The sequence below is a fragment of the Vibrio tarriae genome (assembly GCF_002216685.1).
Taxonomy (GTDB): Bacteria; Pseudomonadota; Gammaproteobacteria; order Enterobacterales; family Vibrionaceae; genus Vibrio; species Vibrio tarriae.
In genome coordinates this window covers 272,529-284,823 of sequence record NZ_CP022352.1, presented here as the reverse complement: position 1 = coordinate 284,823, position 12,295 = coordinate 272,529, and the positions used below count along the sequence as shown (strand labels likewise).

Annotated in this window: 12 protein-coding genes and 1 pseudogene; 10 read left to right on the top strand and 3 right to left on the bottom strand. The window is 46.9% G+C overall.

Annotated features, from left to right (window positions below; all coding sequences use genetic code 11):
• Positions 1-29: 29 nt before the first annotated feature.
• Complete coding sequence (locus tag CEQ48_RS01865) at positions 30-230, top strand: chromosome segregation ATPase (RefSeq protein WP_000997601.1); 201 nt, start codon at positions 30-32, stop codon at positions 228-230.
• 275 nt (positions 231-505) lie between these two features.
• On the opposite strand, the pseudogene CEQ48_RS01860 reads toward CEQ48_RS01865, so the two are convergent.
• Positions 506-1,160, bottom strand: a pseudogene (locus CEQ48_RS01860) (DsbA family oxidoreductase).
• Positions 1,161-1,806: 646 nt separating this feature from the next.
• On the opposite strand from CEQ48_RS01860, the gene CEQ48_RS01855 reads away from it, so the two are divergent.
• From CEQ48_RS01855 to CEQ48_RS01845, 3 genes are all read left to right on the top strand, one after another.
• Positions 1,807-3,015 carry a NupC/NupG family nucleoside CNT transporter gene (locus CEQ48_RS01855; protein WP_000986003.1) on the top strand — a complete coding sequence of 403 codons (1,209 nt, stop codon included), beginning with the start codon at positions 1,807-1,809 and terminating at the stop codon, positions 3,013-3,015.
• Positions 3,016-3,249: 234 nt separating this feature from the next.
• Positions 3,250-4,482, top strand: coding sequence for a peptidase T (gene pepT / locus CEQ48_RS01850; protein WP_089070010.1), 1,233 nt, complete (start codon positions 3,250-3,252; stop codon positions 4,480-4,482).
• 170 nt (positions 4,483-4,652) lie between these two features.
• A complete protein-coding gene (locus tag CEQ48_RS01845; RefSeq protein WP_089070009.1) occupies positions 4,653-5,528 on the top strand; it encodes a mechanosensitive ion channel family protein in 876 nt (291 codons plus the stop codon).
• On the opposite strand, the gene norR is transcribed toward CEQ48_RS01845, so the two are convergent.
• A complete protein-coding gene (gene norR, locus CEQ48_RS01840) occupies positions 5,525-7,117 on the bottom strand; it encodes a nitric oxide reductase transcriptional regulator NorR (RefSeq protein WP_089070008.1) in 1,593 nt (530 codons plus the stop codon). The genes CEQ48_RS01845 and norR overlap by 4 nt on opposite strands.
• 190 nt (positions 7,118-7,307) lie before the next feature.
• Here norR and hmpA point away from each other — a divergent pair, with 190 nt between their 5' ends.
• The gene (gene hmpA, locus CEQ48_RS01835) at positions 7,308-8,492 is read left to right on the top strand and encodes an NO-inducible flavohemoprotein (protein WP_089070007.1); all 1,185 of its coding nucleotides are present in this window, start codon (positions 7,308-7,310) and stop codon (positions 8,490-8,492) included.
• 144 nt (positions 8,493-8,636) lie between these two features.
• Here hmpA and CEQ48_RS01830 read toward each other — a convergent pair whose 3' ends face one another.
• A complete protein-coding gene (locus CEQ48_RS01830) occupies positions 8,637-8,846 on the bottom strand; it encodes a cold-shock protein (protein ID WP_000106983.1) in 210 nt (69 codons plus the stop codon).
• A gap of 358 nt (positions 8,847-9,204) precedes the next feature.
• Here CEQ48_RS01830 and CEQ48_RS01825 point away from each other — a divergent pair, with 358 nt between their 5' ends.
• From CEQ48_RS01825 to CEQ48_RS01805, 5 genes are all read left to right on the top strand, one after another.
• Complete coding sequence (locus CEQ48_RS01825) at positions 9,205-9,432, top strand: alternative ribosome-rescue factor A (protein ID WP_000792012.1); 228 nt, start codon at positions 9,205-9,207, stop codon at positions 9,430-9,432.
• A gap of 378 nt (positions 9,433-9,810) precedes the next feature.
• Positions 9,811-10,188, top strand: a complete 378-nt coding sequence (locus CEQ48_RS01820) for an NADH:ubiquinone oxidoreductase (RefSeq protein ID WP_089070006.1) — start codon at positions 9,811-9,813, stop codon at positions 10,186-10,188.
• 313 nt (positions 10,189-10,501) lie between these two features.
• Positions 10,502-10,741, top strand: a complete 240-nt coding sequence (locus CEQ48_RS01815; RefSeq protein ID WP_181710925.1) for a hypothetical protein — start codon at positions 10,502-10,504, stop codon at positions 10,739-10,741.
• Positions 10,742-10,827: 86 nt separating this feature from the next.
• On the top strand, positions 10,828-11,832 hold the full coding sequence (locus CEQ48_RS01810) for a response regulator (protein WP_089070004.1): 1,005 nt from the start codon (positions 10,828-10,830) through the stop codon (positions 11,830-11,832).
• Complete coding sequence (locus CEQ48_RS01805) at positions 11,832-12,275, top strand: PAS domain-containing protein (RefSeq protein WP_089070003.1); 444 nt, start codon at positions 11,832-11,834, stop codon at positions 12,273-12,275. The genes CEQ48_RS01810 and CEQ48_RS01805 overlap by 1 nt, the downstream gene beginning before the upstream one ends.
• The last annotated feature ends 20 nt before the right edge of the window (positions 12,276-12,295 follow it).

The following is a 12,295-nucleotide window of genomic DNA, read 5'->3' as shown; positions in this document are numbered from 1 at the left end:
GCCAGTAAAAACCAAGTAGGTACAGAGTGATGAACGATTTCGAAAAAGAGCTGGAGTTGATGTCTCAGCAAGTTGCAGAAGAGCCAGAAACGCAACTGCCCAGTCTGGATGAGCAAAAAGCGATTGCAGAAAAACTCAAACAGTTGGAAGCCGAAGGCAAATTGACCCCAGAAGTGCTTGAAGCCTATTTTGGTCAGTATTACGCGAAAACGGAAACGCCTATTCACTAAGGTGGGTACCGAGTTAGTCCAGATGTCATCATCGAGCCGCTTTGCGGCTCGATGTTTATCGGCTTGTCCTATACCCAAACCACTTGGAGTTGCAGGTAGGCGGCAAGTGAGTAAGTCCCCATGAGCATAGATAGACTATGTATTGGGATGAACGAACGTAGCCAACACCGCTGCAGCTTCAAGTAGGAGGGGTATATTCATAATATTTGTGTTCTGCACCATGCTTCTCAAGGTGAGGGTTCCGCTCAAGCCGTTGAAGTGAAAGTGAGAGGCGCTTAGTGCTCGCGATCCGTTTTTATGGTCAGGCGCTGCAACACATCCAGCAAAATCTCGCTGGTTTGTGCGCCTGAGATTAAATATTTCTGCTCAATGATCAAGGTCGGCACGGCATGAATGCCTGCTTGTAGCCACTGTTGCTCAGTATTGGCTACTGCGTTCGCCCATGATTCATCGGCGAGGATCTGTTGGCAGGCGCTACGGTCTAAACCCACCGTCTGCGCGATTTCCAGCAGTACCTCATCCTCATCTATCGCTTTGCCTTGCTGAAAGTAGGCTGACCAGAGGGCTAAGGTGAGAGGCAACTGCTTGTCTTGCTGATGAGCCCATAGCAGTAACTGGTGGGCTTTGCGCGTGTTGTAGATGCGCATTTCATCAAAAAAAGTGAAACGCAAATCCCACGTCGTTTCCAAGCTCAGTCAGCGTTTTACGTGCTTGCTGGCTCGCCTCAAGGCTGGTGCCATATTTTTTATTCAGGTGCTCGCGCAGGTTCTCTCCGCCCATGGCTAACCGTGGGTTCAGTTCATAAGGATGCCACCTGAGTGTGACATCGACCTCTGGCAGCCGAGCGAGGGCATGGCGCAATCTTAAATAGCCAATCACGCACCAAGGGCAGACGATGTCTGAGACAAGATCTATCGTTAGCTTGTGCATCGTTTCCTCCTTAATCAGTGCTGATGAAAAGTATAGGCTTTCTGATTAAATGTACAGCGAGTGACGTGTGAGTGACTTGCAACTCCGAGTCATGGGGATAGCGCTGAAAAAACGCCTCACGGCTTCTTTGAAACACGTGAGGCGTTGACACTGACGTTGTTAGTAATGGTTATTCAGAATAATCAAATTGCATTAAAGCTAGGCTGCTTCGCACTTTTATGCCAGCTTGTTTTTCGACCAATCGATAAAAGAATGCAACTTTGTGATATGTGTTCCATTCAATAAGTAACAAGTTCTTGAACTGTCATGATAAAGAGCCATTTTTGTAAAGCGCTGCACGCCTAGTGAGCGATGAGATAAAAAATACCCGAAATAAACGTTTGCGCGAAAAAATGTGATGAAACTCATTTTTTTATCGTTATACTTTGCGCCCGGCTAAGAGCCGGTTGCTCTGCCAGTACAAGCCGTCACAAGGAAATGTGAATGACCCCAAGGACAGGACCAGCTATTTCCCAAGCTTGTGTCTGTTGATGTTGATGGCCTGTGAGCAATAAAACTTTATTCCCTCCTTTTGAGGTTGCCTCTGCCTACACACTGATCAAGCCATGGGTTTCCCTGTTTTTACTCACATTTTTCTAGGTAAATTATGGCGATTTTGTTTGGAATCATCGGTGTTACGGTACTGATCTTATGCGCGTATCTGCTCTCTGAAAGTCGCAGTGCGATTAATTGGAAAACCATTTCCCGAGCCTTGTTGTTGCAAATTGGTTTTGCGGCTCTTGTGCTTTATTTCCCATTGGGGCAAACCGCGCTAAGCAGCTTGAGTAATGGGGTTTCTGGTTTGCTCGGTTTTGCCGATGTCGGCATTCGCTTTCTGTTTGGTGATCTTGCCGATACGGGCTTTATTTTTGCTGTTCGTGTATTACCTATCATCATCTTCTTCAGTGCGCTGATTTCTGCCCTTTATTACCTTGGTGTGATGCAAAAAGTGATCGCCCTGATCGGCGGTGGCATCCAACGCTTCTTAGGCACCAGTAAGGCGGAATCACTGGTCGCGACAGGCAATATTTTCCTATCACAAGGCGAATCGCCACTTTTGGTGCGCCCATTCCTTGCCAATATGACACGCTCTGAACTGTTTGCGGTCATGGCAGGCGGTATGGCATCGGTAGCTGGCTCTGTGCTGGGTGGTTACGCAGGTTTAGGGGTTGAGCTGAAATACCTGATTGCAGCGAGCTTCATGGCGGCGCCGGGCAGTTTAATGATGGCGAAAATCATCGTTCCTGAGCGTGGTGTGCCAATCGATCAAAGCCAAGTCGAGTTAGATAAAGCGCAAGACAGCAACTTGATTGATGCTCTCGCTAGCGGTGCGATGAATGGTATGAAAGTCGCCGTTGCAGTGGGGACTATGTTGATTGCGTTCGTCAGCGTGATCGCTATGGTCAACACTGGCCTTGAAAATCTGGGCGATCTGGTTGGGTTTAGCGGCATTACCTTACAAGCCATGTTCGGTTATCTGTTTGCTCCACTGGCATGGGTGATTGGCATTCCAAGTCACGAAGTGCTGGCGGCAGGTTCCTACATCGGTCAGAAAGTGGTGATGAACGAATTTGTGGCTTTCATTGACTTTGTTGAGCATAAAGCGCTGCTTTCTGAGCATAGCCAAGTCATCATCACGTTTGCATTGTGTGGTTTTGCCAACATTGGCTCTATCGCGATCCAATTAGGCTCCATTGGCGTGATAGCCCCTGAGCGCCGCTCGGAAGTGGCGAACCTAGGCATTAAAGCGGTCATTGCTGGCACTTTAGCCAACCTAATGAGCGCTTGCTTAGCGGGGATTTTCATCTCGCTATAATCGCTTCAACAAGCAACCTATTGAGCCTATCCCATCGGATAGGCTTTTTTATTTGCTAAGCCGTTTGGTTGTTAAGCCGTTTGGGTATCGCTGATTTTGATTAATCGGTGAAAAACTGATTTGTAACAACTCATCGGCGCTGAGAATACGTAGTATGGGGTGCAATTCACTGCTTATGCTCCCTTTCAGCGAGGTTAAATCAACGCTGCGTATTTGAATGATGAGTGCTTGTTTATGAAAAATCTTGTTGGGCGCTTTATGCGCTATGTCACTTTTGATACTCAATCGAAACCGAAAAACCATCACTGCCCAAGCTCTACGGGTCAGAAAGTCTTTGCCCAAGCGCTGTATGAAGAGCTACTTGAATTAGGCTTAAGTGATGTTTCGCTGGATGATCATGGCTATGTGATGGCCAAACTCCCATCGAATGTGAACTACCCAGTGCCCGCGATTGGCTTTATTGCCCACATGGACACCTCTCCAGATGCTTGCGGTAAGCATGTTAAACCGCAAATCGTTGAAGATTATCAAGGTGGTGATATTGCCCTTGGTAAAGGGGACGAAGTGTTGTCGCCCATTCAATACCCTGACTTGCATCTGCTGCATGGCCATAACCTCATCACGACCGATGGCACAACCTTATTGGGTGCAGATAACAAAGCGGGGATTGCAGAAATCATCACCGCGATGGAAATCTTGCTTGCTGATCCTTCGATTCCCCATGGCGATATCTCGATTGCATTCACGCCAGATGAAGAGATTGGCCGCGGTGCCAATCATTTTGATGTGGCGAAATTTGCGGCGCAGTGGGCATATACCATCGATGGCGGCCCGATTGGAGAGCTGGAGTATGAGAACTTCAACGCCGCCACTGCGACCGTTGTTTGTCATGGAGTGAATGTGCATCCGGGGACAGCCAAAGACAAAATGGTCAATGCTATGCACATTGCAGCGCAATTTATTCTGATGATGCCAGAAAACGAAACGCCTCAGTATACCGAAGGCTACCAAGGTTTCTACCATCTTTCTGGCGCGACCATGAGTGTTGCGAAATCAGAGCTCAAATACATTTTGCGTGACTTTGAGGCGAGCGGTTTACAAGCTCGCCAAGCGTTAATGCAAGCTAAAGTAGCCGAGCTCAATCAGCAGCTTAAAAAAGGTCGTGTCGAGGTGAGTTTCGAGCAGAGCTACTCCAATATGAAGGAGAAGGTTGAGCCGCATCCACATATTATTGAGTTGGCCAAACAGGCGATGGTGGCTTGCGATGTTGAGCCGAACATTAAACCTATCCGTGGTGGGACGGATGGGGCGCGGTTGTCATTTATGGGATTGCCTTGTCCAAACATTTTCACTGGTGGCTATAATTTCCACGGCATTCATGAGTTCATCACCATTGAAGGGATGGAAGCTGCGGTACAAGTGATTGTGAAACTTGTAGAGAAAACGGCACTGCATTATCGGCAATAAACGTTTTTCCTTTGAAAAGCCGCTTAAGCGGCTTTTTTTATGATGAAATTTGCCGAGCAGCCAAGAGTTTGGGGATAGCGCTTGTCAGGCAAGGGGATTCAATGTTGAAATTGCGCGACACGCAACACCACGAGATAAAGAGGCGGGTTAAGCCGTAGTAGGAGAAAGAGATGGAACATCTGAGCATAGCGGTCGATTTTTTGCTCACCCATAAGTTGCTGCTGACAGCGTTGATTTTATTGGGCGTGATTTCAGTGCGCCGCCTTGTTTTAGAACATATTCGTGGTGATGCGGCGCTCATCACCGAAAAGCAACGCAAATGGATGTCACGTACCAAAAACGGCGTATTTACGGTCACTTTGCTTGCCCTGTTCATGCTTTGGCAATCGGAAATTAGCGAATTTGCACTCTCGGTGACGGCGATTGCAGTAGCGATTGTGGTGGCCTCAAAAGAGATCATTTTGTGTTTCACCGGATCGATTCAGCGCGCGAGTTCTCGTTCATTTCGGATCGGGGACTGGATTGAAGTAGGGAGTGTGTGTGGCGAGGTGATTGAGCACAACCTCATGGCGACCGTGATCCAAGAGATCGATTTACACCACGGCCAGTATAACTACACCGGAAAAACCGCGACGTTACCGAACAGTATGTTTTTCTCTTATCCGGTGAAAAACCTCAATTTTATGAAGCGCTATGTGTTCCATAACTTCAAGATTGTGGTGCCAGAATTTGTGAATCTTTTCCCACTGGTGCCGATACTGCACGAAAGGATTGAAGGGCATTTTGCCCACTTTATGGAAGTGGCACGCCGCTACAATACGGTGATTGAGCGCCATGCTGGAGTGGATTTGCCCAGTGCTGAGCCGCACATTGAAATCAGCAGTTCATCAACGGGAGAGCAAGTGGTGCATGTGATGATTTTCTGCCCGACCGAACGCGCGAACCAACTTGAACAACTGATCCGGCGTGATTTTATGCAGGAGTATGAGCGGGCATTTCCACGCTCAACTCCCACGCCGATAGTTCCTGTGCCTAGCGCCAATTAACGAGACCTTTCTATTGAGTGGCTGCGGGATACAGTAATGCCGAGTCGTTTGGCCAGCCGTGTCAGGTTGGCTCTGTCGGTCTGGAGGCGGCGTGCCGCCTCTGCCCAATTAAAGTCAGCTTGGGTGAGGGTTTCGCTGATCAAGTGGCGTTGAAATTCATCCGTCGCGTCACGTAAACCCAACTCACCAATCCATTCACCCAGCATAGGTTCATCTTGCGCTGTCGGTTCAACCATCGCTGCTCTTGGCCCTTGTAATTCCCCTAAGTCTTCAACTTTTAATGTCGTGACTGGGCGCCCCCGCTGGCGTGCTTTGGCTTTGAGTGCCGCGCGGTTAATCACATGCTCTAGCTCTCGCACATTCCCCGGCCAAGGGTATTGGATAAGCTGACTTAACACATCGCTATGCAGCTTTAGTTGAGTGATGCCGAGTTTACGTCGCGCTTGTTCCACGAAGTATCCCGCGAGTAAAGAGAGATCGCCTTTGCGTTCACGCAGTGGCGGCACGTAGATCGGATACACGCTCAATCTGTGATAGAGATCGGCTCGAAAACGGCCAGCTTCGACCTCTTTTTTCAAATCACGGTTGGTGGCTGCTAGAATCCGCACATCGACGGTTTGTACTCGATCTTGGCCAACAGGTTGAATTTCATGGTTTTGCAGTGCGCGCAGAATTTTGCTTTGCGCACTGAGGGGTAATTCACCTATCTCATCGAGAAACAGTGTGCCGCCATCCGCCAGAGCAAACTTACCCATTCGCGCGCGGTCAGCTCCGGTAAACGCCCCTTTAACATGGCCAAACAGTTCGCTTTCCAACAGGTTTTCAGGGATAGCGGCGCAGTTGACATACACCAGAGGCTGCCGTTTGCGATTTGAGCGCTGGTGTATGGTGCGAGCAACCAGCTCCTTACCTACACCGGTTTCACCGTGGATCAGAATATTGAATTGCGAGGGCGCAACCACATCAATATCCGCTTTCATGGCGAGCATGGGGCCGCTATTACCAATAATTTCGACACTGTCACGGCTCCATGCTTCTTGGTTGAGCTCTTCCAGCCGTAATTGTGTCTGTTTGGCTTGGTTTTCCAGCTCAGAAAAGGTGAGCGCCATTTTCAACGTTGCTGCTGCAATGGCCGCAAGCATTTCTAAACTGCGAGGTGAGAGATGATCAAACGCATCGGGCTTTAAGCTATCGAGCGTCAATATACCCAGTAACTGCTCACCAAAATGGAGGGGTAAGCCCATACATGAGTGCATAGGCAGATCGTCTTCGCTGTCGAGTAGCAGTCCATCAAAAGGGTCGGGGAGTGGGCAATCCGCCGCAAAACGGACGGGTAAATCCGCGCTGCAAATTCGAGCCAATCTAGGATGTTCACTGACTACGAAACGGCGGCCTAGGGTGTCGCGAGTTAATCCCTGCATCGCCAGAGGAGTTAAGGTGTCGTTGTGCAGAGACATTAGAACGACGCAGTCACAGATCACCGCTTTACGTACTGCATCCAATAGGCGATGAAAACGCTCTTCGTTGTTGGCTCCGCTGGCGAGCCCGACGGTCATTTCTAACAAAGTACTCAAGGAGAATTCTTGCATCTTGGCTTCTTAGGTTCGGATTTTTTGATAGTGTAGTGTCAAATCGACATGGTGAGAAGAGTTAAATTGACCTGTTGAAAAATGGCTTATTGTTATTTTTCAATAAATTATATTTTGGCATGCAATCTGCTCATTAAGAAGGCTTGTGTAGAGTGGCTCAAGCCACCGTTTTGCCTATCGAGGAGAAGTTATGCTCACCCAAGAACACATCAATATCATTAAAAGCACCATTCCTTTGCTAGAGTCTGCAGGTCCTGCGCTGACGCAACATTTTTACCAACGTATGTTCAGCCATAATCCAGAGCTGAAGCATATTTTTAATATGACCCACCAGAAAACAGGACGTCAAAGTGTTGCGCTGTTTGAAGCCATTGCGGCTTATGCCAAGCATATCGATAATTTAGCCGCATTAACCAGTGCCGTTGAACGTATCGCCCATAAACACACCAGTTTTAATATCCAGCCAGAGCATTATCAGATTGTCGGGCATCATCTGCTGGAGACTTTACGTGAATTAGCCCCAGATGCCTTTACCCAACCGGTTGAAGAGGCTTGGACAGCCGCGTATTTCTTTTTGGCTCAAGTTTTTATCGACCGCGAAGGCGCACTCTATTTAGAGCGCAAACAAGCTTTAGGTGGATGGCGTGATGGCCGAACCTTTGTTGTACGCGAGAAACAGGTAGAGTCTGCTTACGTGACCAGTTTTGTGCTCGTACCCGCTGATGGTGGTGCGCTACTGGATTATCAACCGGGGCAATACATTGGGATTGAAGTGACGCCAGAGGGAAGTGATTATCGAGAAATTCGTCAATACTCCTTGTCGCATGCATCGAATGGTCGTGAGTATCGCATTTCGGTTAAGCGCGAAGGGGTGGGCAGTGATAATCTGGGGCTGGTTTCTCACTATCTGCACAACAACGTCAAAGTTGGGGACAGCGTTAAACTCTATGCTCCCGCCGGAGATTTTTTCTATGTTGAGCGTGAGCGGCCTGTGGTACTGATTTCTGCTGGTGTTGGCGCAACGCCCATGCAGGCTATCCTGCACACCTTAGCCAAGCAAAATAAGCCTGGAGTGACTTATCTTTATGCGTGTAATTCTGCTAAGGAACATACTTTTGCTCAGGAAACCGCGCAGCTCATTGCGCAACGGGGCTGGATGCAGCAAGTGTGGTACCGTGATGAAAGTGCAGATGATGTTTTACAAGGTGAAATGCAGTTAGCCGAGCTTACTCTGCCGATTGAGGATGGAGATTTCTATTTGTGTGGTCCGATCGGTTTTATGCAGTATGTGGTTAAGCAGTTGCTAGAGCTTGGGGTAGATAAGGCGCGAATTCACTACGAAGTGTTTGGCCCACATGCACAGCTTGCGGCGTAAGAGTCTCTGTCTTTTGAGGCATCTAAGCCATTAAGTAACCGCTGATGTCCCTTTTCTAATCGGAGCTTTTGTAAAATCGATATAAAAGAAGCATAAAAATAGCCAGCCTAGTGAGGCTGGCTATTAAAATCTTTGGCAAGTCTATTACAGAACTTTGATGCTTTCAGCTTGTGGACCTTTCTGGCCTTGAGTGATCACGAATTCCACTTTTTGACCTTCAGCCAGAGTGCGGAAACCGTCACCTTGGATTGCGCTGAAGTGAGCAAAAACGTCAGGACCGTTTTCTTGCTTGATGAAACCAAAGCCTTTAGTTTCGTTGAACCATTTCACGGTACCAGTAACTGGAGTAGACATAATAAATATCCTAAAAACATTTTTTAACGTAGGCCGATTACGGCGCGGATAGCGTGGAAAAGTAGCTTGCTATTGCGTACGACACGGACGGTTACGAATAATCCAACCAAGCGATGTGTATACAAAGAACTCTTTCTAGCCGCGATCGAGTCTAGTGTAAACCTTTGGGTTGTCAATCGAATCTTGAACAGAGTCGAAACCCGTTAACAAAAATAGTCCAAATTTTTGCAGTGAATGCCATTTCTATGTAACTAAGTTTTCTCTTTGTTCCGCTCATTTATGAGTTGACACTGCTTAAATTGCGCACAAAATGTCGTGACTGCCGAAATGTGGCAGTAAATTGTATGGAGTTCTATCAATGAAAAACAAACCAGAAGTAATACCAGTATCGACTTCATCCGTAGGGGATACGGAGTGTGGGCGTGGTGTAGTGAAAGACAATGCTTTGAAAGCCGTCGTCACCAGTACCTTATTTCGCTGCCGAGTGGAAAAGGCGAAAAAAGGTAAAGGTAGCTATTCACGTAAAATGAAGTACAAAGGCAAAGAGCCTTACGCAAACCTTACGGATTTCGTTGTGTTTGCGTAAGGCTCTCTAGTCTGTGTTTTGCCTCTTTCCTCCTCTTTTCCTTTTAAGTCATTTCTCTTTGATGTAACGCATCTGCTATCGATGCTGTGAAACTAGTCTTACATCTCAAAATAGATAAATTCTGGCAATTCTGAAATGTAACAATCTTGTTTCAAATGTTTAGTTTTGTTGCTTCTGGCGCTTTGCCTTGTCATTTGCCTAGTATTCTCAAGCTATTTGCATTTAACCATTGTGTAACAATAGGTTTCATTAAAATTTGGATACAAATTCTGCATGTTTTTTGAGCTTGAAATAATTTTTTGAAGGTTCAAAATTAACTAAAAATGAGTTTTCAAAAATGAATGGATGCTTTTAGTGGTAATTTAAGGTAGGTGCATCATGAAACTGTTTTTAATTCTCATGCTTTCTGTATCGGGTGGCATCGCATCAGCGGATCACATCCAATCATTTATTCTCGGTTTCGGTGTGGCTTCTTTAGCCGTTGGTAGCTGTTACTGGCTTGCGTTTCGCAGTACGCGTTTTCCGCAACTCGCCGTTTTTCTGCTCCTGTGCGGTTTCTTTGCTAAGGTTGCTGTGACCGTCGTGGGCGTGATGTGGGGAATTTCAAATGAACTGATGACCTCACCGTTTGTCTTTGCGTTGTCTTATCTCTTCTTCTCGATTGTCGCGACTTATTTCTGGTTTCGCTATCGTGAGTTGGTGGCAAAGCTCAAAGCCAAAATTAGCGCGACGCAGCACCAATCGCACTCTCACTAACCATTAGCTTTTTAATTAACAGCACTTACCAAACAATTAAGCAGAGCCACTGAGCTCTGCTTTTTGATTGTCATCCTTAAACCACCGCTTTTAGCGGTGGTGATTGTTTTGCGTAGCGATTCGATGGATTGTCTATTCTCTTTCGACGCCGACTTGAAACTGTCGCCACGCTTACTGGCTTGGCTCATCCTAATCACCTCACTTTGTTCATCTCACCATCAGGTCAAGGTAGCGTAAACCTTAGACTTTTGTACAACAGCCAAATCTCAGCACAATGATTACACTGAGGAAAACTGAATCAGAGGAAATGATCATGGAAGTCGTACTGTTTTGGGTGGAAAAAATGATCCTGGTTGGCGGAATTTTATTGGTGTTGACCGGAGTTATGCGTTACGGCCGTCGCAGTCAAGATTGGAAAGGGGTGGTGACTATGTTCTATAAACGCATCCCAATGACAATTGAAGAGTATAAGTGGTATCGGCTCGGAGTGAGTTGTATTGTGTTTGCTGTTATCTTACGAATTGCTCTTATGACCTTCTGGCCAGCCATTTGATTTACGATCCCACCACCTTTTACCTAGCTGTAGTGTGAATTTTGGGTATACACTTTAGTTACTGATAAAACCAATAAGGTGGTGGCATGTCTTTCCCTGTTCTCATCTGTGATGACTCTCCACTCGCGCGCAAACAGATGGCGCGTTCGCTTCCTGCATCGCTTAACGCAGACATTACCTTTGCGGTACATGGTTTGGATGCGATGGGCATTTTAGAGAAGCAAAGTTTTAAGCTCATGTTTTTGGATCTCACGATGCCGGAGTTAGACGGCTTCGAGACATTAGAAGCAATGGGGAAAAAAGGCTACACGACGCCTGTAGTGGTGGTATCGGGGGATATTCAACCGAAAGCCAAAGAGCGGGTGTTAGCGCTCGGAGCCAAAGCCTTCATTCAAAAGCCCATCGATAAGAATGTGCTCAATGATGTGCTGAAAATGTTGGTGGAACCGCCCACGCAGCCACGCATTGTCACGCCAGTTTCGCTTGAGTTGCCGATTTTAAAACGACGCGATATTTACATGGAAGTCGCTAACGTGTCGATTGGTCGAGCTGCTGATGCCTTGGCGCGCCACTTTGATGTGTTTGTCCAATTACCTCTGCCCAATGTGAACATCTTTGAGGTGAGTGAGTTACACATGGCACTTCGTGATTTGGCTGAAAACAGTCAAGTTTCGGGCGTTTGTCAGGGTTTTAGCGGCGAAGGGATTGCGGGTGAAGCTCTGGTGTTATTGAGCGATTCTAGCGTTGCGGATCTCAAAAAACTGATGAAGGTGCCGGTCGATAGTGAAGACTTGCAAGAGTTAGAGCTGCTGATGGATGTTTCTAATATTCTGGTGGGCTCATTTTTAAATGGTTTAGGCCACCAAGCTGAAGTGCGTTTTTTCCAAAGCTCGCCCGTATTATTGGGGCAGCACATCTCCATTGATTCTGTGATTCAGTCGACTGAAGGGGCATTTAGAAAAACCATGACCTTTGAGGTGAGTTATAACATTGAAGGCACCTCGATTCGTTGTGATTTACTGTTTATGTTTGTCGATGAATCGTTACCGCTGCTGGATAACAAACTTTCCTATTTAATGGAGGACTTCTGATGCTAGCGTTACCTGCGGAGTTTGAGCAATTCCATTGGATGGTCGATATGGTTCAGAATGTCGATATGGGATTGATTGTGATTAACCGAGACTATAACGTGCAAGTGTGGAATGGGTTTATGACCCATCATAGCGGTAAGCAAGCTCATGATGTTATTGGTAAATCTCTGTTCGAGATTTTTCCAGAGATCCCTGTGGAGTGGTTTAAGTTAAAAACCAAACCTGTGTACGATCTGGGTTGCCGTAGTTTTATTACTTGGCAGCAGCGCCCTTATTTGTTCCATTGCCGTAATGTGCGTCCTGTGACTCAGCAAGCCAAATTTATGTATCAAAACGTTACGCTTAACCCAATGCGTACGCCAACAGGCGCGATAAATTCACTATTCTTATCGATTCAGGATGCAACAAGTGAAGCCCTTGTTTCGCTACAAGCATCTTCTTAATAAATTCAAAACGGCCATGG